Source organism: Fusibacter paucivorans (assembly GCF_018390735.1).
In the GTDB taxonomy this organism is placed as follows: domain Bacteria; phylum Bacillota; class Clostridia; order Peptostreptococcales; family Acidaminobacteraceae; genus Fusibacter; species Fusibacter paucivorans.
Genome location: NZ_JAHBCL010000038.1, coordinates 1 through 22,243 on the forward strand (window position 1 = coordinate 1; position 22,243 = coordinate 22,243).

A 22,243-nucleotide genomic window follows, 5' to 3' on the forward strand; every position below is an offset into this window, starting at 1 on the left:
GCAGTTTTTTGAACATTTCAACGCCAGTTACGACTACTTTTCTAGGCGCATCTGCAAGACCAACGATTTCAACTTCATCTTGAACTCTGACGATCCCACGTTCAATTCTGCCTGTTGCAACTGTACCACGACCTGTGATCGAGAAGACATCTTCTACCGGCATCAGGAATGGTTTGTCTGTATCACGTTCTGGTTCTGGAATATAGTCATCAATGATATCGAAGAGTTCGATGATTTTTTCTGCCCAGTCGCCTTCACCTTCAAGCGCTTTAAGTGCTGAACCTTGAACAATTGGCGTATCATCGCCTGGGAAGTCATATTCTGAAAGCAATTCTCTTACTTCCATTTCAACGAGTTCAAGAAGCTCTTCGTCATCTACCATATCGCATTTGTTAAGGAATACGACGATGTATGGTACACCAACTTGCCGCGATAAGAGGATATGCTCTCTCGTTTGAGGCATTGGACCGTCAGCTGCAGATACGACGAGGATTGAACCGTCCATTTGCGCTGCACCTGTGATCATGTTCTTAACGTAGTCGGCATGGCCCGGACAGTCGACGTGTGCGTAGTGACGTTTAGGCGTTTCATACTCGACATGGGCAGTAGAGATGGTAATCCCTCTTTCTCTTTCTTCAGGCGCCTTGTCGATGTTATCAAAGTCTACTTTCGCACCCAATTGGTATTTGTCATACAATACTTTTGTGATTGCTGCCGTCAACGTCGTCTTTCCGTGGTCAACGTGACCAATTGTACCGATGTTAACGTGTGGCTTATTTCTTTCGAACTTTTGCTTTGCCATCTCTTACTTTCCTCCCTTTAATTAAGATTCTCTCATGATCATCATATTTTAACAAATGAAGGTCATTTGTTTTTAACGTTAAAATATTGTTCCAACATTTTATTTGCATCTTATTTTATTGACTATTTTATATCGATAGACATCATCAGAAAAAACCTATCAACCATTTAGTATCATCACCTTTTCAAGTTTACGCTTTACACGCTGCAGTGCATTGTCAATGGATTTGATATGACGATTCATATCCTCGGCGATTTCTTGATAGGATTTACCATCTAAGTAAGCGCTGAGCACCTGCCATTCCAAATCACTTAGCACTTCACCCATTTGAATTTCCATGCTATTCATCTCTTCGCGTTTTATCAGCAAGTGCTCAGGATTGAGTTCACGGCTATTTGTCATCATATCGTAGAGCGTGCGCTCTGATTCATTTTCAAACAGTGGTTTATTCAGTGATACATATGAATTGAGCGGAATGTGCTTTTGCCGTGTCGCCGTTTTAATCGCAGTAATGATCTGACGCTTAACGCACAATTCGGCAAATGATCTAAAACTACTCATCTTACCGGGTTGGTAGTCTCGCATCGCCTTAAAAAGGCCGATCATTCCCTCTTGTACAATATCTTCTCGATCTGCACCAATGAGAAAGTAAGAACGCGCTTTGGATCTCACAAAATTCTTGTACTTTTTGATGATGATCTCCTGCGCTTTAATTTCACCCTTTTGAGCAAGTGCTACCAAGGCTTCTTCGTCGATCGTATCCGTCTCCTGTTGTATCAGTCTTTCCATCCGCGAAGTCCTCCATTGCATCCGTTGCTCACAAATTATTATATATTATTCGGCTTCTTTGCGTCAACCCTGCATCAATCTTTGAAATGCTTTAGTTTTTCAACGATTTCATGACTTAAAGCTTCTTCCAGCGTATGGCGGTCGCTCCGCTTTTCGATGGTCATTTCAATCCGCTTCTTAACACGTTGAAGTTCTTCTTTGAACTCTCTGGCCGTCATCCGGTAAGCGCCGCTTCCCAAAATCATTTGCTGTTGCGCCCAGTCACCTGTCACAACGCGAATATAATGCCTCGGGTCAGCGGCTAAACGCTCTACTTCAATTTCAATATAAGAATCCGCCGTCTGATTTTCTTTCGTATAGACGATTTCGAGATTGAATGCTTTTTCAATTTTAGGACGTGCACTTTTTACTTGATAGGCATCAAAGACGACAATGACGCGTTCGTTGCGATAAGCGCGGTATTCTGATAGTAATGCAATGAGCTTTTGCCGCCCCTCTTCAAGCGATTCATTTTTTGCATTGAGCTGCCATTGATTAATCAAGTTATAGCCATCTATAAAAAGAAAGCGTTTTTCATACAGTTTTCCCTTATACGTCATGGCGTTGTTTCAATACCTCATAAAGTATGACGCCTGTCGCAACTGATGCATTTAATGAAGAGACTTCCCCCATCATTGGAATACGTATGACAAAGTCACATTTTTCTTTTACCAATCGGCTCATTCCCACGCCTTCGTTCCCTACGACAATTGCCAAGCTTCCTTTCAGATTTGCCTTATAATAGAGATCGCCTGCCATATCGGTTCCCGCAATCCAAACCCCTTGCGCTTTGAGCCAGTCAATCGTTTGCGCAATATTCGCAACTCGGCAAACGGGAACGTATTCAATCGCACCACAAGACGTTTTAGCAACCGTCTGGCTAAGTGCAACTGATCTGCGTTTTGGAATAATGACCCCATGCGCCCCAACGGCATTTGCGGTTCTTAAAATTGAACCTAAATTATGCGGGTCATTAATTTCATCACAAATAATGATAAGCGGCGGTTCTTTTTTTGCTGCTGCGGCTTCTATAATCGTTTCTTTTTCCACATAGGCGTATGCAGCCACATAGGCAATAACGCCTTGGTGCACACCGCCATCAGCTACTTTATCAAGTTTTTTGCGATCAACAAATTGAATTGGCAACTTTTTCGCTTTTGCCATATCAATAATTTTCTGAAGATGCCGATCTTTTGAATCCTGCAAAATCAAAAGTTTATTCATTTCTCGTCCAGCTTCCAAAGCTTCTTTGATCGGGTTTCTTCCTATAATTATATCTTCAGACATAGTCTTACGCATCCTTCTCTTTATCAGTATCAATCACAGACAGCTGCTCATAAAATGCTCTGACAGCTTTTATTTTTCCACAGGTCATTTTCCCCTCTGGACAAGGTCCATTCAGACATTTGGGGCCGGCGTATTTGAACAGTGTCGGCGCTAACTTTCGCACTTCTGTTAACATCGCCACCGCCAGTGCTCTAATTTCCCATTGCGCTCGATTACAGCACCGATGTTCAAAAAAGTTGTGAAGCGCTCTTGCGTTCATGGTTACCACAATTTTAGTCTCACAGGCATTAGGAAAGACGAAACGCGCATCTTCAATTGCTGTTTTTTCTGCCATTTGCCATGCCGTTTTTTCATTTTTCCCTTCATTGATCAACTGCTCGGCAAGCGGCGCTTCAATTGCTTCTACAATGGCATTATACGCGACTTGATCGCGCTTCATCGTTTCTTCAAAAATAGCTGCTGCTTTAGGATTTGCAGCGATATTAGGCGGTACAATGTATTCAAATTGTTCCAGTTTGACATAGCGCTGAGATTGTTGTGAATAAGAAGCGATTCGATGTCGTACGAGCTGATGTGTCAACACTCTGCTAACCCCTTCAATTGCAAAAGTAAAGCTTGCGTGTTCAAAAGGCGAACCATGTCCCAACTCAATTAGTCGCCCCAGAAATTTCTGAACATCTTCATCACTCATTGTCTCAAAAATTTGATCGACACCAACAGCTGCATAGCAAAGCTTCGCAGCTGCCGCAACTGCTCTCTCGGGATCAGGTGTATAGGTTAATAGCCTTACTTTCACAGTTTACCTCCTCATTGGTATCCGTTTATTCTTCACTGGCATCATAGTACTCGTCGCCCATTGGGAAAATCCATAAGGCATATTTTCGATAATGCCCCTTTAATACGCCGTCATCTTGCTTAACAGCAAGTATGCGCGTCTTCATGAGGCCCGAATCGTATAAGATCCCGTCGTGTTTCGCTTCAATAATTGCTTGCATTTCGCCAACCATCTGCTCTTCTGACGCGTTTGCCGGAATCATGCTATCGAAGGCAATTGACTTAATCCCCATCACCGTCAGCAATATTATAACGACAACAACAAGTACGCGTTCTCTGCGATTCATAAAGTTTCCTTTCTATCAATGGCATCAATGGCCATGCCAACAATTTCATAGATTCTGTCTTTTTCATTTAAAACGTAAAGATACCCTAAAAGCGATTCGAATCCCGTTGCATAACGGTAATCCGAAACAGAAGCATGCTTTGGCCTCGAACCGGTCTTTTGATTCCTGCCGCGCTTCAGCATTGTCCACTCATCTTCAGTAAATTCATCCTTTAACACGGTGACAATGTAGGCTTGCGCCTCAGCATTTACGTATTTTACTGCCAATTTTGACATCTCACTCGTCGTCAATACATGTTTTGAAATAATGTAATAGCGAATGTAAGCTTCATAGATTGCATCTCCAAGAAATGCAAGTTTCAATGGATTCATCATTCTTGCATCTGTTTTGCTCATACTCACCATATTCAGTTTATTGAGAAAATCAGACATAGACACTATCCCTTTCGATGCCATTTGACACCTTGCGGTGTATCTTCAAGTACAATGCCATCCGCTTTGAGCTGATCTCTAATTTCATCAGCACGCTTAAAATCTTTGTCTTTCCGCGCCTGTTGGCGTTCTGCTATCAACATCTCGATTTCAGTATCCAATGATTTATTCTCTCGCTTTAGAATCCCCAGTACTTCTGTTAATTCAAGAAATGAATCCAACACGGCCTCAAGAAAGGCCTTACTGCGTCCAGGCGTTACGTCAATATTAATTTCACGCGCCATTTCGAAAATAACCGCAATGCCGTCTGCCGTATTAAAATCATCGTCCATCACTTCAATAAAGCGCTCTTTATATCCCGAAATCGTTTTCAACATTTCATTTTCTTCAACCGTCTGTACAGAAGGTTGAGCATGTGCAATTGAAAACAGCAAATTCTCCTTGACATTATACAGCCGTTCCAGACCATTACTAGCCGCTTCCATCAATTCTCTGCTGAAGTTAATCGGGCTTCTGTAATGCGCTTGGAGCATAAAAAAGCGTACCACTTCCGGCTCAAACTCGTCAAGGATTTCTCTGGTTGTAAAAAAGTTATTGAGCGATTTCGACATCTTCTGATTATCAATATTGATATAGCCGTTGTGCATCCAGTAATTCACATATGTTTTACCTGTCTTCGCCTCACTCTGCGCAATTTCGTTTTCATGATGTGGGAATATAAGATCCTGTCCACCTGCATGAATATCAATTGTCTCACCTAAAATCGTCGTACTCATAACCGAACATTCTATATGCCATCCCGGACGTCCTTCGCCCCACGGACTCTCCCATGACGGCTCGCCAGGCTTTGCTTTTTTCCATAATGCAAAATCTAGAGGATTGCGCTTTTCCTCACTGATATCAATACGCGCACCCGCTTCCAGATCATCAATAGCCTGTTTTGAAAGCTGACCGTATTGACTAAAAGAATCCACTGCGAAATAAACGTTTCCATCTATTTCATAAGCATTCCCCTTATTGATTAGCGTTTGAACAAAATCGATAATTGCAGGAATTGTCTCCGTTACTTTTGGATGATAATCTGCACGCGTAATTCCCAAGCGATCAGCATCCTCGAAGTAGGCATCAATGTATTTTTCGCTGATCGCCGTACTGTGTACGTGTTCTTCATTTGCCTTCTTAATGATTTTATCATCCACATCTGTGAAGTTCTGTACGAAGGTCACCTCATAACCTCTAAACATCAAATAATGTCTAAAAGCATCAAAAACCAAAAACGGTCTGGCATTGCCTATGTGAAAATAATTATAAACAGTAGGACCGCATACGTACATCTTAACCTTTCCGGGTTCAACGGTCTTAAAGATTTCCTTTTGCCTTGTTAGGCTGTTATAAATTTTCATGTTTTATTCCCTTCCATCGCAAAAACGATTCGTTTTCTGTCCATGTTTCTCTCTTTTATGCATAAAAAAATCCCCCTACACAAAGGCAGGAGAATCCTACAATTCCACTTTGCTAAAAAGCCTGACAATAACGCTGTCGACGTTCCCCCTACTGCACTGTTCAGGTTCATACTCATGGGGGCACTTCAAAGACCGCTAATCAGCCCGTTTCACCATGCCGAGCCTCTCTACAGATCACCGATTTTCTACTCTCCCAATCATCGTAATACTTTTTACTTGATAATTATATACTATTATATCAAATTTCGCTTTGATTACAATGTAAAACCTCACTTTTTAATCACTGACTTTTCATGACGTATAATCGCCTTTTCATGACAAATGCATTGTCTGTCATACCATTTTCAACTAACATGAATTGTGTAGAGACATTGATGATAGGCTGACATTTCCATCACGGCTACCTAAGCTAGTGCAAAGCCTATCATCAATCTATCTTTTTTGAAAGTGAGCATTGTATGTTTTATAAAGTATCACTCCAACTAACCGATTTATTGCTGCTTAAGACAACGGAAGATTTCAGCAATAAACGAGACCATATTCGATATGCCATTGAAACACTCATCGGCGAACTAACAAAACTGATAATGTTAAGTCTCTTCTTTATTGTATTCAAAAAGGGATCTTCGTTTGCTTTTGCTTTTATCAGCTTTAGCACCATACGTCTTTGGAGCGGCGGAATACATTTTAAAACTTATTTCGGCTGCCTCGCAGGCACATTGGCGCTTTACAGCGCAATAATCTGGTTACCGATATCACTCTTATCGGTAAAGCTCATCGTCATGGCCATTGCCGTGATCACCGCAGCGATTTTCGTTCCCCTGCCGGATGTTAAACGTCCGGTAACGAGCAAACGAAAACAGCTTATTGCAAAACGGATTACAATTATAACGATCGCTCTTTGGTATTATATTGTGAGCAGTTTTATGCAAAGTTCGCTAAACCTCTTTCTGGCAGTCATGTTAATCTTTACTTTACAGTTGTTTATAGGAGGTATTCTTCATGGAAAACAAAAAAAGTATGTTTAACTTAGCTGCGAACGTGTTAGTCGCATTGTCTTCAGTCATTATCACTTCAATCTCATTTGTCTTTTTCGGGGAACCAAATCCACCGCAATAGACTATTCAAAACTGACTTTGAAAACAATGTCGTCTTGTTCGAAAAATACATAGACAGAGCCTTTGTACTTTTTAACGATATTGTTAATATTCCAAAGTCCAAAGCCGTGAGATCCCTTTTCTTCTCGCTTTGTTGTAAAATTACGATCCGTCAATTTTGACAAATGTTCAGGATTAACATTCTTTCCTGAATTTTTTGTTTGCAAATAATGCTGCTGTAATTCATCATCGTAACCGAGCTCTAACTCGACGTTCTTATCCTGCTGATTCATCACTGCTTCAAAAGCATTGTTGAGCAGATTATTTAAAATCGTCGACAATTCATAATCTAAAATATGTACGGATTTAAAGCTTGCAAAAATTGAAAATCTAAAATCAACACCCTTTTCGTGTGCTTCATTGCGCTTCATAAACAATACTGCTTTGATAATATTCCGATCAATATTGAGCAATTCTGCATCAAGTGCATCATAAGAATAAATATCGTCGAGGTAATCTCGCGTTTGTTCGACGGCATTATCAGGATCGTTTGTATCCAGAAAGCCTTGAATGGTCGTTAAGTGATTTCGATACTCATGTTGCTTCATACGAATGTCATTAATCATTTGATCCAGTGTGATTCGCATATCATCCTGAACCATTAATACTTTTGTCCGCTCGCTGATTAATGCCACTTCTTTGTAGATGAAATAATTGACCACCATGAGCAGTGCCATGACAAATCCAAAGTATTCAACGTTGTCTATGATAATATGAGAATCATATTCCCATATGATTTTATAGACGAAAATGTAAATAAAAATATTAAGTGCCATGAAGTTGATATACTTCGTTTCGTATTTTTCGACCAGATTTCTGAGTTGCTCACGATAGCGAATCATTACATAAAAATTAATAATGTTAACGAGGCTCACCATCAGAAGCGTTTCGATCATATCATTGCTGACGAGCAAGGCGAGGATCGGAATGAGGATCAATTCAGAAAGCATGACTTCAACCATTGTAATAACAAAAACAAAGAGTACTTTAAAAAAGTTTTGTTTTGTAAACACTTTTAAAGAAAAAAGTACCGCAAAGATATAAAAAAACGAGGCATAGTTCGGTATCGTATGATTTAAAATCAATACGAAAATATTCATACCAATAAAGATCATCAGCATATGACCATATTGTTTTTTCTTGATATCTAATAAAAAGAGGAACGCAATGAAAAAAACCGCCAATTCCATAACCGTTCCCAATATGCTCACGAAAAGTTGTCCATCCATGATTTTCCCCCCACGTCATTCATTTTCACTAGCCGTTATTTTCCAGCAATCGCCGTTCAATTGCTTCTTTATGCTTGACAGAAAGCAGTGCAAAGCGGCCGCCATTAATGAAATGGACTTCGTACTGCTTATTGGTGACTTTTCGAATACTTTCAATGTAATTGACGTTGACGACAAAGGATCGGTGCGTCTTTATAAAAGCTGTTTCACATGCCAATAAATTGACAATCTTCTTAAGCGGCGTATAGTTGGCTGTGTAAACCCCTCTAACCGTAACAATTTCAACACTTCGCCCTCTCGCTTCAACAAATATGATTTCATTGACAAATATCTTAACTTGCAGATGTTCAATTTCTACCATGATGAACGACTGTCTCGATTGTTCCACTTTGGTATTTGGCGGAAACAGCAACCGTTCAACCAGCGTTTGAATATATTCCTTTTTGTACGGCTTCATTACGTACTCATAACAGTGTACCTTTTTGTATGCCTTCAATTCATACTTGGGATTAATCGTTAAAAAAACCATCCAAGTCAATTCGTATTTAGACTCTTTACGAAGGTGCTCTGCCAATTCGTAACCATTCTCGTGATCCTCGAGGTCAATGTCAAGAAAAAATAGATCTATGTGTTCACGTCTTGCAATTTCAAGCGCTTCCCTATGGTTTACCGCCGTCAAAACATTAATCCGCTCTGCTACAGACTGTACCATCTTTGAAAGGCTTTCACTCTGTCTCTTATCATCTTCAACAATTAATACCCATTTTAGCGCGTCCTTATTCATGCATCCACCTAAAAAATTCTTTGCGTTATGCCTATTATACTGGCACTTACACGGCGTTAGCGTCGATTATAACTTTTTCAACTCATATACCTAGAATATTTATATCCAAATAATATCGACATGCGACAATAAACTGAAAATATTGGAAATCGGTGTTGCTTTTTATGAGCACTCCCTCAATCAGTTAAAAAAAAATAGCTGTTACCAGCTATTTTTTACAATACTGCGCCAGCGTGTAGTTGATCCGTTTCAAAACGCGGTGACTGCCAATGATCTCAATGACCTCCGCAATATCCGGCCCGTGCACCTGCCCCGTTACAGCAACGCGAACCGGCATAAACAGCCCCTTGCCCTTTACACCCATTTCCTTCTGGATCGCTTTAAGCAATTGCTTGACATCCGCTGCAGTAATATCACTTTCAAGCGCTTCAATCTTGGCCGCCAAAACTTTAAGCATTTCCGGAACATGTTCTAAAGCAATCATTTCTGCCGCTTCATCATCTTCTAAAACGATATTGTCATCCATAAACAGCGCATGGTATTGACTTATTTCATCCAGTCGATTCAAGCGCTCTCTCAGTACATTGACGATCTTTTGAAGCCATTCAATTTCTGCATCGGATTCTGATGATACAAATCCAGCTTCGACAAAATAAGGCATGCAGAGCTTTGTCAATGCCTCTAAATCATAATTTCGAATATATTGATTGTTCACCCAATTGAGCTTGTCAACATCAAAGACGCCACTTGATTTTGAAACGCGCTCAAAAGAAAATTTTTCAATCAAGTCGGCCATTGACAGAATCTCTTGACCATCTTCAGGCGACCAGCCGACCAGTGCAATATAATTGACAAGCGCCTCTGGCAAATAGCCTTTTTTTCGGAAATCTTCCACAGCAACATCGCCTTCACGCTTGCTTAATTTTTTCTTTGATTGGCTTAGTATAACAGGAAGATGCACAAATTGCGGTGCTTCCCAGCCAAAAGCTTCATACGTATAGACGTGCTTCGGCGTCGAAATCAGCCATTCATCACCACGAACCACATGTGATATTTTCATATAGTGATCATCAATAACCACTGCAAGATGATACGTTGGAAACCCATCTGTCTTCATCAGCACTTGATCATCCAAGTCATTGGTATTGACTGTGACTTCACCCTTAATGGCATCGACGAATTTAATCTCTCGATTTTCAGGCAACTTCAGCCGTACCACATGCGGTTCACCTGCTTCGAGTTTTGTTTTAATCTCTTCCTGTGTCAAATGTCGGCAATGGCCATCATACTTTGGCGTTTTACCTTCTGAACGCTGCTGCTCTCTGACAGCATCTAGGCGCTCCTTGCTGCAAAAACAATAATATGCATTGCCGTTCTCAATGAGCTCATCAGCATGCTTTTTATAGATTGGCAATCGATCTGACTGAACATATGGTCCGTAAGCACCTTTTTCGACAATCTCTTCTTCTGCCGTCATGTAAGGGCCTTCATCATTTTCTACGCCTGCCCACGCCATGGACTTTAACATGCCTGAAATTGCATCCTCGACCAGTCGCGTCTGATCCGTATCTTCAATTCGAATAATATATGATCCATTGTTTTGTTTTGCATATAAATAATTATAAAGCGCCGTCCTCAGGCTGCCGATGTGCACATACCCCGTTGGACTTGGCGCAAATCTAACTCTAACGTCCATATTTGCCTCCTCGTGTTTTCCCGCCTATTATACTAAAAATCAGAACCTCTTTCAATGACGAGGCCTATTTTGCCCATAACGAATTCGTAACCACCTGGGCGATGTGGTTTTGTGCAGCCACTGCAGTCTTTAATGCCGTTATTCATGACAAAATTGCCCCCGCACTCATCTTTAAGCATATAGAGTGGACAATAGCAAAAAAGGCAATTAAACGCTGATTCATCAACGCCTTTATGGCATGGGAAGTATTCGCATTTTGTATGCTGTGCAAATTTGTAATTTTGGCTCATATCGCCGCCTCCTTCTCTTATCAAAACCTCTGTCTTCTTCTAAACACAGAGTCATTTTCATCAATTCTAATCTTTTACGATCTATAATGCACAATTCTGCAAAAGGACAACGGCCTGTGCTGCAATCCCCTCACCCCGTCCTTCAAAACCGAGGTGCTCTGTCGTCGTCGCCTTTAGGTTGATACAGGATTCGTCACAATGCAGCACTGCTGCAATTTTCGACTTCATTAACCCTATATACGGGCTCATTTTCGGCGCCTGCGCTATCATTACGGCGTCTAGATTGCCAATTTCGTAATCCGCCTCTGCCATCATGCTGTAAACGGCTTTTAAAAGGCTAAGGCTGGAAGCGCCTTTGTATTGTCCTTCTGTATCGGGGAAATGTTTGCCAATATCACCTTCGCCAAGCGCCCCTAAAATCGCATCCATAATTGCATGCAGCAGTACATCAGCATCCGAATGGCCCAATAACCCCTTTTCATATGGTATTGTCACACCACCGACGATTAACGTTCTATTGTCAACCAACTGATGGACATCATAGCCAATGCCTATTCTCAATTATACCGCCTTCCTTTCTATCTTGTGTAAGCACCACATTTCGTCAAATGAATTATTTTAAGAATGCCTCTGCTAATGTCAGTTCCGCCAACGTTGTAATTTTATCGTTTCGCCCCTCATGTGGCAAAAGCTTAATCCGTTTCCCCAAAGCTGTCATCAGTTGTGTATCATCGGTAATCTTTCCGAGGGATGTCTCTGATTGTCTGTATGCATTACAAATATCCGCCGTCCGAAAAAGCTGAGGCGTCTCTATCATCCAAAGTTCAGACCGATCAACGTGTTCAATAATCATTGCATCCCGATTTGCACGCTTAACTGTATTAACCATCTGCTGCCCCACGGCAATGCCGTCAAGTGCTTCAATCACTAACATATGAAGCATTTCCGTCAGCCATACACCTTGTACAAAAGGTCTCACACCATCATGTATAAATACATACGTCGACATCGTACTGCAAACTGCCAGCCCCGCTTTAACTGATGCATACCGTGTCTGACCGCCAGCAATAACGCTTATCTTTTCAGACGGCATCCAGCGCTTAACCTTATGCTCAACTTCACATTTTTCCGCTGCACCAACCACGACAATGAATTCATCAATCACTTTTTCTGCCGCTAAATGCCGCAGGGTCCATTCCAATATTTCTTTGCCGTTTACGACAATATACTGTTTTTTTTCTTTTGTTTTCATCCGCGCTCCGACACCTGCCGCCGGAATAACCGCCGATACATATTCACCATTGTACATAGAAGATTTTAACCCCTGCTCAAACACCGACCAAATTGGATTGGTCCCTCATTTTATTTTAAACTAAAAAAACTGCTTATGAAAGCAGTTATTTTCCCTCGTTTTGAGGACTTCGCCACGATTTTAATCATTTATGCTTTGCAAATATCATGCGCCCCGCAGCGGTTTGTAGAACGCTCGTTACGATAACATGAATGGTTTCATTAATAAAGCGCTTGCCTTCTTCGACGACAATCATCGTGCCATCATCCAAATAGGCAATGCCCTGATTGGATTCTTTACCTTCCTTGATGATTTGAACCACCATCTCTTCACCTGGCAACACAACTGGTTTCACAGCATTTGCCAACTCATTGATGTTGAGAATCTGAATATCTTGAAGCGTTGCAACTTTATTAAGATTATAGTCATTGGTTACAATGCTACCCTTAATTTTTTGAGCCAGTTTAATGAGCTTTAAATCCACTTCATCGACATCTTCAAAATCGGTTCCAACGATTTGAACTTCAATTGGCAGATCTTTTTGAATAATTTTAAGGATATCCAATCCTCTTCTACCTCTATTTCGCTTCAATGCATCAGAGGAATCGGCAATATGTCGAAGCTCCTTTAAAACAAACTCGGGAATGATTATTGGCCCTTCAATAAATCCGGTCTTGCAAATATCTGAAATACGCCCGTCAATGATAACACTCGTGTCGAGAACTTTAGGATTTGTCGCCTCTACAACAGGCGCATGCTTCGGTGCCGCAGGCGCTGGTGATTTTATAATTGAGAGCTTGCGCGCCCAATCCTGGAGTTTACTCTGATCTTTGATGTTTTTTTGAGCCATCATGATGCCAAGGTAGCCAAAAAAAATAAACGTCAAGATTTTCAATGCATTGGCAACCATTGGAATTGGAATAATTTCGTAAAGGCCACTAATTAAAAAGGCAATGACCAAACCAAATATTAATCCTATCATGCCAAAGGCAAGTTCATGCGGTGGGATTTTTTCAAGTTCGTTTTGTGCTAATAGCGCTGATTTCTTGCCAACAGAAATCATAATTTGTGAAGTAAAATAAGTAATAAATGCAAGTATGAGTCCGAGAATGGTCGGAATAGCGATTACATAAACCGTCCGACTAAGATTGAAGAGTCCTTCATTCGGTAGAAAATCTGTTAAATAAATTCCTAAGCCGATACCTATACAAAGACCAACAAAGGTCAATATGTACTTGATGATTCTTTCAACCATGAAATCCCCCTTTCCTTTTATATGAATCATATAGATTGTAACACAGTGGGAAAAAAAGTCAAACACATGGATTTAATATAAATTTAACGTAAAAAAAAAAAGAGACTCTTGTCTCTCAGCTGGACGTTAAACGCCTCTTTAATTGTTTCTGATGGTCGTATTGACCAAATTCACCGCTTCTTCTTCCTTAAGGTCTCGAGAGAGAATTAACTCACTAACCAGAATTTGCTTAGAATTATTCAGCATCTTGCGCTCACCTGTGGATAATCCTTTTTCACGATCAAGAATTTCCAAATTTCTAACGACAGATGCCACTTCAAAGATATCGCCGGTTTTAACACGCTCAAGATTAGCACGATAACGTCTATTCCAGTTATCCGGCATTTTTCCCTTATCCTGAGCGAGGACGGATATCACCTCGTTAAAGGCAATTCTGTCAACAACCCTTCTTACACCCAATTTTTCAGCACTGTCAATCGGCAGCATCACTTTCATATTCTTAATCGGAAGCTTAAGAATATAAAATCTTTTGATTTCGCCCAATAGTTCCTTCTCTTCGATGGCCTCAATGATTCCAGCACCGTGCATAGGGTATACAACTCTTTCTCCAATTTTAAACATTTTCTACCTCCATGCATTCTTCTGAATCCATTATACTACAGTTTAAATATAATTTCAACAAACCTACATTTTACTATTTGCTACAACCGTTGTCAACACATTTGTTCAGGGCTCATTATTTTTTTTCGTACATTATGCCCTTTTGCTTTAATTTTTTTTATGCTAGAATATAGATAATTGATAAATGATTGTGTATTCGTTGATATTTCAACTGTTTCGCGTTCCTATATAATTCTTGGAGGTCTGTAATGAAAGATGTAATTTACGACGAGTTTCAAAACAAAGTTGATGAAGTGCTCATTCGACACAATAGCTTGTTAGACATACTCAGCAAAATGGGTGATGCCTCCTCTAAAACGAATCGCGCTGTTATCAAAGCCATCACAAATTGCGGCTGCATCACGCTGGATACACTTAATGTGACACCGCCTGAAGATGCTTCATATGAGGATTTAAAGCACTTTAGGAATGATCACATCAAAGGTGAGCTGTGTCCAACATGCCGTGAAAAGATCGAGGCAGAACTTGGCAATTTGGAATACTACATAGCGGCACTTTGCAATTCACTCGACTTAAGCCTTTATGATGTCGTGCTCAAGGAGTATAAGAAAATCAACACCCTTGGCAAATACAGTCTTTATTAGCCATCAAATTGACGTCAAACACGCTAATACGCCCATAGTAGAGAAACACAGATTGACCGTGTGTTTCTCTACTATGGGCGTACTTTATTGCCATGTCCAGCAGCAGAGCATTTCATTATCAGTCAACAATGTTCATTGGTAAATGCAGCCGTTGCAGTCTTAGCATCTATTTCTTAAAAGAAGTATTTAAAAACTTCATCTATATGTTTCATGCCAATAACTGTAAAATCTTTTGGCCGCTCTAAGCCTTCTAAATTACCATGTGGTATTATCGCCTTTCGAAAACCCATTTTGGCGCCTTCATTCAATCGCTGCTGTACCTGATTTACATTTCTAATTTCGCCAGTTAATCCGACTTCACCAAAGACAATCATATCATCTGGAATAACCGTTTCCCTAAAACTTGATGCAATGGCCATAACGACTGCCAGATCTGCTGCCGGCTCATCAATCGACATGCCCCCGACAACGTTGAGGTAGATATCCTGATTATACAGCACCATTCCCGCCTTTTTTTCGAGAACGGCCGTCAACAGCACAAGTTTATTATAATCAATGCCAATTGCCATTCGCCTCGGCATATTAAAATTAGTCTGTGATACAAGACATTGCATTTCGACGAGTACTGTTCGTGTCCCTTCAAGCGTCGGCACGATCACAGAACCCGTTGCACCTTTAGCTGCTGAGGATAAGAAAAGTTTTGACGGATTTAAGACTTCTTCAAGCCCCTTATGCGTCATTTCGAAAATACCAATTTCATTGGTCGAACCAAATCGGTTCTTTACGGCACGCAATATGCGAAAGAGATGATGCCGTTCCCCTTCAAAATAAAGCACCGTATCAACCATGTGCTCAAGAATTTTCGGACCGGCAATCGCACCGGATTTTGTTACATGACCAACGATAAATGTTGAAACACCATTTTTTTTGGCAATATTCATAAATTGATTGGTTGCTTCTCTTACCTGACTGACACTCCCCGGTGCCGATGTTATATCCGATGTATAAACCGTTTGAATGGAGTCTACGATCAAAACGGCAGGCTTTAAATCATCAACATGCTTTCGAATGGTTTCGATATTGTTTTCCGCCACGATATAGAGGCTGTTCGCTTTCACATCCAATCGATCAGCTCTGAGCTTTGTCTGTTTAATCGATTCTTCACCTGAAATGTAGAGTACTTTGCGTTCTTTCGACAAATGATTGGCGACTTGAAGCATGAGCGTCGACTTCCCAATACCCGGATCCCCGCCAACGAGCACCAGCGATCCCTTGACAAGTCCGCCACCGAGTACGATGTCCAATTCCTTTATTGATGTACTATAGCGTTCTTCATGATCGTAGACGATCTCCGAAATCAGTTTTGGTTTTGACTGCGTACTGATATTTAATCCCTTTGGCGTTTCCGGCTGGTCAATGGTTTCAACCAGTGTATTCCACTCACCGCATTCTGGACATTTCCCCAGCCATTTAGGCGATTGGTAAGCACATGCCTGACAGATAAACACCGTCTTTGTTTTTGCCATATTTGTCTACCTCATTTCATCTTGTCACACTTTTGTATAAATGCTTTAATGCATTCTTCGTTATCCTGTATATTCATTGACGACAATTTCATCAGCTTCTAAATCCAAATGGAGCGCTTTCGGTGATTCTAACTCTGCCAACAACCGATCGGCCACTGCATCTTTAACATGTCGATCAAGATAACGCCTGATAGGTCTCGCACCATATTCCGAAGACATACAGGCCTTCGCTACATGGCTTATGACCTCTTGATTATAGGTTAGCGTACAACCATTTTCCATCATCTGTTGAATAAAGGCATCAAGCTGCATTGTTACAATCTTTTCCATAGCTTCTACTGTAAGTGGCGAAAACACAATAATTTCATCCAACCTATTGATAAATTCCGGCTTAAAGAATTTTTTTGCAGCTTCGCGAAGCCGTTCTTCATAAAACGCAAACGCCGGCGTATCATTTTCTGAGAACCCGAGTATACGCTGCTTCAGTGATTCAACACCTAGGTTTGACGTCATGATAATCAGTGCATTTCGTACATCTGCCTGGATCCCTCGACTATCCGTCACCTTTCCTTCATCCATCATTTGCAGCAATAGGTTGAGAACATCTAAGTGTGCCTTTTCCACTTCGTCAAAGACGAGCACCGTATACGGCTGCTGCTGCAAAGCTGTCGTCAGTAATCCTCCCTCACGGTGTCCTTCATAACCCGGCGGCGCACCTATCAGTTTCGAAACACTATGGCGCTCCATGTATTCCGACATATCAAAACGAATCATATGCTGCATGCCGCCATAAACGATTTCAGCAATGATACGCGTCATCTCTGTTTTTCCCACACCAGTCGGCCCAACAAATAAAAAACTCCCCACAGGACGTTTATGATCTTTCAATCCGACGCGTGAACGTTTGAGTGCTCTTGACACGGTGTCAACAGCTTGTGCCTGACCAATTAGTTTTTCCGAAATCAATGCTTCCAAGTGTCGCATTTGCTCACGTTCACGCGTTGATAATCGCTGGACGGGAATATTGGCCCATTCTGAAATCACGCGTTCTACATCAATGACATCAACGGTTAATTTGCGCTGCTCCATCAATTGTCTCGCTTGATCATTTCGTTCAATATGGTCTAGGATACGCTTTTCTTCCCGCTGAAGCTGTGATGCCATATCGAAATCCATCGTCAGTATCGCTTGCTCTTTTTGGGCTTTAAACTGTTGCAGCCGATAGCGAAGTTCATCTACGATCTTGACTGTTTTCAAACTTTCAAGTCGTCTTCTAGAACACGCTTCGTCAATGATATCAATCGCCTTGTCAGGGAGTTTCCGCTGCAACAGGTAACGCATACTCAGCTTCACAGCGGTTCGGAGCGCTTCTTCTGTAATCACAACTTCATGATGGGTCTCATAGTGATGTTTAACATGTTCTAAAATGTACATCGTTTGCGCTTCATCCGGTTCTTCAATGGCAACTTTCACTAGACGCCTTGAAAGTGCTGAATCGACGACAATATATTTTTCATAATCCATCACCGTTGTCGCACCAATAATTTGTATTTCACCGGATGTTAGATATGGCTTTAATAGACTCATGGCGTCCATTGATTTTTCACCAGTGGCACCTAGTCCAATAAGCGTGTGTATTTCATCAAAAAACAGCATATACTTTGAATCGCGCTTAACAAAATCGATTAATTGCTGCAGTCGTTCTTCAAATTGACCTCGGTACATGGTTCCTGCAACTAGCGCCCCTACATTAACGGATAAAATCTGTTTCTTGGCAAGCGATGCAGGAACAGCACCTGTTACAATCGCCTTGGCCAGCCCATGTACAACAGCGGTTTTGCCAATACCGGGTTCACCCACCAAGCAGGGATTATTTTTGGTTTTGCGCGTCAAGATTTGAATCAATCGATTAATCTCCGCTTCTCTGCCAAAGACGGGACCCAATACATCCTCTTTTGCAAATTCTGTAAGGTTCGTCGTCATTTTTTCAATTTTGACGTCAATAGCCGGCTGATCATAATCCATTTCGAGATCAAAAAGCTTGATGTCTCGCTGTGTTGCTTCCCGCTGTTTTATAACATTGGTTTGAGGTTTTGATATCGTCTGTTCAAAGACACGATCCAAAATATTCATCACATTGAGACTGATCTTTGAGAGGATCTTATAGCCATTCGACGCTTTATCCTGCATAATGCTGATAAACAAATGCTCCGCCATAATTTCCTGGCTTTCTGTAAGCGCGGCATAGTGCCGACTTTGCTCCAAACACATTCTCGCACGCGGCGTATAGTCTTCAATCCCCTGATCTGTTTCTCCACGGCCAATACACTTGATAATTTCTGTTCGAAGCTGCGCCGTCGTAATTTTATAATATTCAAAAGTCTGATAAATCCCAGACTGTTTCAACATAGACAACCCAAGCATGAGATGTTCTGTGCCGACAAAGCGGTGTCCCATATTTCGAGCTTCAGAAAACGCATAGTTGATCACATCATTGGCATGTTCATCGAAGTTATACCGAAACATCTTTTGCTCCCTTCCTCTGCAATAGCGCATCTCTAGGATTCTTTAGCCATCCTTCTACTGATCTTTTTATGACTAATCTTATTGATACCTTATTATAACGAACTTTTAACAACATGAAAACACCTGATATACGATCTTACAACCAACCAATCCAGCAACCCTTGAACTGCTGAAACATAACGCAAAAAACCGGCTGCCCTCTCAAGAGCAACCGGCTATAGACATTTGGTTTCTACTCGGCCTTTGCCTGTTCGATTACTTTCACGGCAATCTGCATTGGCACTTCTTCATATCGCACGACGCGCATGCTAAACCAACCTCGCGCCTGTGTCATTGATCTTAAATCTGTGGCATAGGCAAACATTTCTGATTGCGGTGCTTCGGCAATAACCTTTTGATAGCCGACTTCATCCGGTTCCATTCCTAAAATACGACCGCGTCGTCGGTTCATATCCCCCATTATATCACCCATGTACTCATCGGGAATATAAATTTCAACATGGACAACCGGTTCCAAAAGAACAGCTTGTGCTTGTTCCATGCCGCGTTTGAAAGCAATGTGCGCAGCGAGTTTAAACGCCATTTCTGATGAGTCAACAGCATGATAAGAACCATCTAAAAGTGTCGTTTTGATATTAACCACAGGGAAGCCTGCTAAGATCCCCTTTTCACATGCTTCTGTAAGTCCTTTTTCAACTGCTGGTATATATTGGCGCGGCACAGACCCGCCAAATATTTTTTCCTCAAAGATAAACGGTTCGTTGGCGGGTTCAAATTTCACGTGAACATCCCCATACTGACCGGCACCACCAGATTGTTTTTTATGTTTTCCCTGCACAGTTGCAACGCCTTTGATCGTTTCACGATAAGGGATTTTCGGGTCTGCCAACACGACCTCAACACCAAAGATATTTTTTAGCTTGCTGGTGATGACTTGAATCTGCATCGTTCCCTGTCCGCCTATCAGTGTCTGTTTTGTCTCTGCATTCCGTTCAATATTAAATGATGGATCCTCTTCTGTTAAGCGATGCAGCGAAGAAAAAATCTTTTCTTCATCGCCTTTCGATTTCGGTTCAATGGCGAGGAACAGTGCAGGTTTTGGCAAATTAATACTTACATATTTAACGGGATGTTCCTTATCACAAAGTGTATCACCTGTTTCTGTATACTGCAGCTTGGCTATCGCGCCAATATCACCGGCAACAACGCGCTCGACTTCAATCTGTTCTTTGCCTCTCAGCAAGAAAAGCGATCCAATGCGCTCTTTCTCATCTCGATTGGCATTAATGACTTCCATGTCTTTTTGAAGCGCACCAGAGTACACTTTAAACAGCGATATTTTACCGACAAATGGGTCAACGATTGTCTTGAAGACAAGTGCTGAGAACGGCCCATTTTCATCGAGGGTCACCATTTTTTCTTCTTCTGTATATGGATCCATCCCCACATATTCACCGTCGTGAAGCTCTTTTGGCGTTGGGAAAAAGTCATAAATCATATCCATGAGTGTATGAATACCAATGCGCTTGTCAGCCGAACCGACGAGTACTGGTACGATTTCACCGGAGATAACACCTTTTCGAAGCCCTTCGTGTATTTCTTCTGTTGTAAATTCTTCACCGTCAAAATATTTCATCATCAGGTCCTCATCGCTTTCTGCAACAGCTTCGATGAGCAAATCCCTAATTGGCTTGACGCGCTGTACCATATCTTCTGGTATGGCAGTATCAACACATTCATTGCCATTGAATTCACGGCCTATCTGATCAACAACATTGACAAAGCCCTTAAAAGAATCACCTTCGCCAATTGGCAGCGCAAACGGTGCAATTTTTTTGCCAAAGGTATCTTTTAAATCTTTGATGAGTTTGACGTAATTGACATTGTCTTTATCCATCTTATTGATGAAGATAATTTTTGACATTTTGCGTTTTTCCGTATTGTTCCATGCCTTTTCAGTCCCAACTTCAATACCGGAAGACGCATCTAATAGAATAACTGCACCACCCGAAACTCGAAGCGCACTAAAAACATCGCCTACGAAGTCAAAATAACCAGGTGTATCAAGGAAATTATACTTATGATCTTGCCATTCGATCGGAATTACAGAGGTTCCTATGCTGAATTTTCGGTTGATTTCCTCTTTATCGAAATCAGAAACAGTATTGCCGTCATCAACCTTTCCCATTCTTTTCGTTACTTTTGCGGTATACAGCAAGGCCTCCGTTAAAGTGGTCTTGCCGCTACCGCCGTGCCCCAAGAATGCTACATTCCTTATCTTGTCTACTGTGTAATTCTTCATATAATAGTTCTCCTCTCTGTGCAGATTTATTATAATATTCACATTATTTGTAATATTCGATATAAGTGTAAAAAATCCTTCTGATTTTCACAATTATTTCAAATATGCAAACAAAAATGTACAAAAAAAGACACATTGCTGCGTCTTTTATAATACCCCAGAGAACGGTGTAATATTCAATCCTTTTTCTTCAAGAGCCCTAATTATTATTTGAATACCAATACTGTCACTGGCCATATGGCCTGCAACAATGATATTGCCTATGTTTTGAGTACGTACGGCATCAATGACGCTCTCCGGTGCATGCATCGCGACAATCGTGCCAACGCCTGCTTCAAAATATGCTTTGTAGACGTCTTCGCCGCCGTTGGTCCCACCGGCATAGAGCACTGCAATTTTACCTGCATAATCGTCAGGCGCACCACATCTTATCACCGGTTTTGTCACTGCTTTCTTATAGCTGTCGAGTTCTGAAAGCGCATCAATGACATCGCTGAGTTTGGCAAAGGGATCTGCCTCAAATCGATCATCTAAATGGCGCTGTACATACCTCTCACCAATAAGGTCTGCGGGCATGTGAATGTTCATAAACGGCATCCCCATCAGCCGCGCCGCAGATGATACACGATCATAATTCATGACATGATGGCCAATATCGACTGTATTCTTTTTTGCTCTCAGCATCTTTTGCGCTTTATTTATTGGAACACCAAAAGCGATCATCCGTTTAATCTGGATATCCATCACTTCATGGAAGTTAATAATTGCTTCATCTGCTTTGGGATGATGGCTGATAACGAGATCATAGCCTAAAGATTTCGCAAGCATGAGCTCTGCGGTTTCCATATCGACGCCAAATAACACTTTCTTGATGTTGTCACCTTCAACACTAATCGTCGAATCGGCAGGGACTTCATCAAGACCCGCTAATTTTAATGCAACAGCCATGATTTCACGCGTATTCATTTCGCCCTCCTAAATATTAATTAA

General features: G+C 41.3%; 22 protein-coding genes. 2 read left to right on the forward strand and 20 right to left on the reverse strand.

Going from position 1 to position 22,243, the window contains the following annotated elements; translation table 11 throughout:
* The 8 genes from KHM83_RS16815 to cysS all read right to left on the reverse strand — a co-directional run.
* On the reverse strand, window positions 1-802 hold an 802-nt coding region (locus KHM83_RS16815), incomplete at its 3' end, for an elongation factor Tu (protein ID WP_213238213.1).
* A gap of 159 nt (window positions 803-961) precedes the next feature.
* Window positions 962-1,591: an RNA polymerase sporulation sigma factor SigH gene (gene sigH, locus KHM83_RS16820; protein WP_213238214.1), complete on the reverse strand. Its 630-nt coding sequence runs from the start codon at window positions 1,589-1,591 to the stop codon at window positions 962-964.
* Window positions 1,592-1,665: 74 nt separating this feature from the next.
* Window positions 1,666-2,190, reverse strand: a complete 525-nt coding sequence (locus KHM83_RS16825) for an NYN domain-containing protein (RefSeq protein ID WP_213238215.1) — start codon at window positions 2,188-2,190, stop codon at window positions 1,666-1,668.
* A complete protein-coding gene (gene rlmB, locus KHM83_RS16830) occupies window positions 2,180-2,917 on the reverse strand; it encodes a 23S rRNA (guanosine(2251)-2'-O)-methyltransferase RlmB (protein WP_213238216.1) in 738 nt (245 codons plus the stop codon). Before rlmB ends, KHM83_RS16825 begins: the two co-directional genes overlap by 11 nt.
* Window positions 2,918-2,921: 4 nt before the next feature.
* Complete coding sequence (thyX, locus tag KHM83_RS16835; protein WP_213238217.1) at window positions 2,922-3,713, reverse strand: FAD-dependent thymidylate synthase; 792 nt, start codon at window positions 3,711-3,713, stop codon at window positions 2,922-2,924.
* A 25-nt stretch (window positions 3,714-3,738) separates the two neighbouring features.
* Window positions 3,739-4,038 (reverse strand): hypothetical protein, encoded by a 300-nt coding sequence (locus tag KHM83_RS16840; protein ID WP_213238218.1) that lies wholly within the window; start codon window positions 4,036-4,038, stop codon window positions 3,739-3,741.
* Window positions 4,035-4,469: a Mini-ribonuclease 3 gene (locus KHM83_RS16845; protein WP_213238219.1), complete on the reverse strand. Its 435-nt coding sequence runs from the start codon at window positions 4,467-4,469 to the stop codon at window positions 4,035-4,037. The genes KHM83_RS16840 and KHM83_RS16845 overlap by 4 nt, the downstream gene beginning before the upstream one ends.
* Window positions 4,470-4,474: 5 nt before the next feature.
* A complete protein-coding gene (cysS, locus tag KHM83_RS16850) occupies window positions 4,475-5,872 on the reverse strand; it encodes a cysteine--tRNA ligase (RefSeq protein WP_213238220.1) in 1,398 nt (465 codons plus the stop codon).
* 518 nt (window positions 5,873-6,390) lie between these two features.
* Here cysS and KHM83_RS16855 point away from each other — a divergent pair.
* Window positions 6,391-6,960 carry an accessory gene regulator B family protein gene (locus KHM83_RS16855; protein ID WP_213238221.1) on the forward strand — a complete coding sequence of 190 codons (570 nt, stop codon included), beginning with the start codon at window positions 6,391-6,393 and terminating at the stop codon, window positions 6,958-6,960.
* A 92-nt stretch (window positions 6,961-7,052) separates the two neighbouring features.
* Here the strand turns inward: KHM83_RS16855 and KHM83_RS16860 are convergent, their stop codons facing one another.
* The 8 genes from KHM83_RS16860 to KHM83_RS16895 form a co-directional block, all read right to left on the reverse strand.
* Window positions 7,053-8,318, reverse strand: coding sequence for a sensor histidine kinase (locus KHM83_RS16860; protein ID WP_213238222.1), 1,266 nt, complete (start codon window positions 8,316-8,318; stop codon window positions 7,053-7,055).
* Between the two features lie 28 nt (window positions 8,319-8,346).
* Window positions 8,347-9,102 (reverse strand): LytR/AlgR family response regulator transcription factor, encoded by a 756-nt coding sequence (locus KHM83_RS16865; protein ID WP_213238223.1) that lies wholly within the window; start codon window positions 9,100-9,102, stop codon window positions 8,347-8,349.
* A gap of 208 nt (window positions 9,103-9,310) precedes the next feature.
* Window positions 9,311-10,798: a glutamate--tRNA ligase gene (gene gltX / locus KHM83_RS16870; RefSeq protein WP_213238224.1), complete on the reverse strand. Its 1,488-nt coding sequence runs from the start codon at window positions 10,796-10,798 to the stop codon at window positions 9,311-9,313.
* A gap of 32 nt (window positions 10,799-10,830) precedes the next feature.
* Window positions 10,831-11,088 carry a cysteine-rich small domain-containing protein gene (locus tag KHM83_RS16875; protein ID WP_213238225.1) on the reverse strand — a complete coding sequence of 86 codons (258 nt, stop codon included), beginning with the start codon at window positions 11,086-11,088 and terminating at the stop codon, window positions 10,831-10,833.
* A gap of 81 nt (window positions 11,089-11,169) precedes the next feature.
* A complete protein-coding gene (ispF, locus tag KHM83_RS16880; protein WP_213238226.1) occupies window positions 11,170-11,649 on the reverse strand; it encodes a 2-C-methyl-D-erythritol 2,4-cyclodiphosphate synthase in 480 nt (159 codons plus the stop codon).
* Window positions 11,650-11,701: 52 nt separating this feature from the next.
* Complete coding sequence (ispD, locus tag KHM83_RS16885; protein ID WP_213238227.1) at window positions 11,702-12,397, reverse strand: 2-C-methyl-D-erythritol 4-phosphate cytidylyltransferase; 696 nt, start codon at window positions 12,395-12,397, stop codon at window positions 11,702-11,704.
* Between the two features lie 127 nt (window positions 12,398-12,524).
* Window positions 12,525-13,634 carry a PIN/TRAM domain-containing protein gene (locus KHM83_RS16890; protein ID WP_213238228.1) on the reverse strand — a complete coding sequence of 370 codons (1,110 nt, stop codon included), beginning with the start codon at window positions 13,632-13,634 and terminating at the stop codon, window positions 12,525-12,527.
* Window positions 13,635-13,772: 138 nt separating this feature from the next.
* Complete coding sequence (locus tag KHM83_RS16895; protein WP_213238229.1) at window positions 13,773-14,255, reverse strand: CarD family transcriptional regulator; 483 nt, start codon at window positions 14,253-14,255, stop codon at window positions 13,773-13,775.
* A 248-nt stretch (window positions 14,256-14,503) separates the two neighbouring features.
* On the opposite strand from KHM83_RS16895, the gene KHM83_RS16900 reads away from it, so the two are divergent.
* Window positions 14,504-14,899: a nucleoside triphosphate pyrophosphohydrolase family protein gene (locus tag KHM83_RS16900; protein WP_213238230.1), complete on the forward strand. Its 396-nt coding sequence runs from the start codon at window positions 14,504-14,506 to the stop codon at window positions 14,897-14,899.
* A gap of 173 nt (window positions 14,900-15,072) precedes the next feature.
* Here KHM83_RS16900 and radA read toward each other — a convergent pair whose 3' ends face one another.
* The 4 genes from radA to KHM83_RS16920 all read right to left on the reverse strand — a co-directional run bounded on the left by radA (window position 15,073) and on the right by KHM83_RS16920 (window position 22,219).
* Complete coding sequence (gene radA, locus KHM83_RS16905; protein WP_213238231.1) at window positions 15,073-16,425, reverse strand: DNA repair protein RadA; 1,353 nt, start codon at window positions 16,423-16,425, stop codon at window positions 15,073-15,075.
* Window positions 16,426-16,485: 60 nt separating this feature from the next.
* Window positions 16,486-18,951 carry an ATP-dependent Clp protease ATP-binding subunit gene (locus KHM83_RS16910; protein WP_213238232.1) on the reverse strand — a complete coding sequence of 822 codons (2,466 nt, stop codon included), beginning with the start codon at window positions 18,949-18,951 and terminating at the stop codon, window positions 16,486-16,488.
* A 232-nt stretch (window positions 18,952-19,183) separates the two neighbouring features.
* A complete protein-coding gene (gene fusA, locus KHM83_RS16915) occupies window positions 19,184-21,253 on the reverse strand; it encodes an elongation factor G (protein WP_213238233.1) in 2,070 nt (689 codons plus the stop codon).
* Window positions 21,254-21,400: 147 nt separating this feature from the next.
* A complete protein-coding gene (locus tag KHM83_RS16920) occupies window positions 21,401-22,219 on the reverse strand; it encodes a Nif3-like dinuclear metal center hexameric protein (protein WP_213238234.1) in 819 nt (272 codons plus the stop codon).
* Window positions 22,220-22,243: the final 24 nt, after the last annotated feature.

Excerpts from the sequence above, each read along its gene's own strand:
- rlmB (WP_213238216.1), bottom strand. The coding sequence starts at position 2,917 with ATGTCTGAAGATATAATTATAGGAAGAAACCCGATCAAAGAAGCTTTG.
- radA (WP_213238231.1), bottom strand. The coding sequence starts at position 16,425 with ATGGCAAAAACAAAGACGGTGTTTATCTGTCAGGCATGTGCTTACCAA.
- KHM83_RS16900 (WP_213238230.1), top strand. The coding sequence starts at position 14,504 with ATGAAAGATGTAATTTACGACGAGTTTCAAAACAAAGTTGATGAAGTG.
- KHM83_RS16860 (WP_213238222.1), bottom strand. The coding sequence starts at position 8,318 with ATGGATGGACAACTTTTCGTGAGCATATTGGGAACGGTTATGGAATTG.
- KHM83_RS16890 (WP_213238228.1), bottom strand. The coding sequence starts at position 13,634 with ATGGTTGAAAGAATCATCAAGTACATATTGACCTTTGTTGGTCTTTGT.
- KHM83_RS16895 (WP_213238229.1), bottom strand. The coding sequence starts at position 14,255 with ATGTTTAAAATTGGAGAAAGAGTTGTATACCCTATGCACGGTGCTGGA.
- KHM83_RS16825 (WP_213238215.1), bottom strand. The coding sequence starts at position 2,190 with ATGACGTATAAGGGAAAACTGTATGAAAAACGCTTTCTTTTTATAGAT.
- fusA (WP_213238233.1), bottom strand. The coding sequence starts at position 21,253 with ATGAAGAATTACACAGTAGACAAGATAAGGAATGTAGCATTCTTGGGG.
- gltX (WP_213238224.1), bottom strand. The coding sequence starts at position 10,798 with ATGGACGTTAGAGTTAGATTTGCGCCAAGTCCAACGGGGTATGTGCAC.
- KHM83_RS16865 (WP_213238223.1), bottom strand. The coding sequence starts at position 9,102 with ATGAATAAGGACGCGCTAAAATGGGTATTAATTGTTGAAGATGATAAG.
- sigH (WP_213238214.1), bottom strand. The coding sequence starts at position 1,591 with ATGGAAAGACTGATACAACAGGAGACGGATACGATCGACGAAGAAGCC.
- KHM83_RS16840 (WP_213238218.1), bottom strand. The coding sequence starts at position 4,038 with ATGAATCGCAGAGAACGCGTACTTGTTGTTGTCGTTATAATATTGCTG.
- ispD (WP_213238227.1), bottom strand. The coding sequence starts at position 12,397 with ATGTACAATGGTGAATATGTATCGGCGGTTATTCCGGCGGCAGGTGTC.
- cysS (WP_213238220.1), bottom strand. The coding sequence starts at position 5,872 with ATGAAAATTTATAACAGCCTAACAAGGCAAAAGGAAATCTTTAAGACC.
- KHM83_RS16920 (WP_213238234.1), bottom strand. The coding sequence starts at position 22,219 with ATGAATACGCGTGAAATCATGGCTGTTGCATTAAAATTAGCGGGTCTT.
- KHM83_RS16845 (WP_213238219.1), bottom strand. The coding sequence starts at position 4,469 with ATGTCTGATTTTCTCAATAAACTGAATATGGTGAGTATGAGCAAAACA.
- KHM83_RS16855 (WP_213238221.1), top strand. The coding sequence starts at position 6,391 with ATGTTTTATAAAGTATCACTCCAACTAACCGATTTATTGCTGCTTAAG.
- KHM83_RS16875 (WP_213238225.1), bottom strand. The coding sequence starts at position 11,088 with ATGAGCCAAAATTACAAATTTGCACAGCATACAAAATGCGAATACTTC.
- KHM83_RS16910 (WP_213238232.1), bottom strand. The coding sequence starts at position 18,951 with ATGTTTCGGTATAACTTCGATGAACATGCCAATGATGTGATCAACTAT.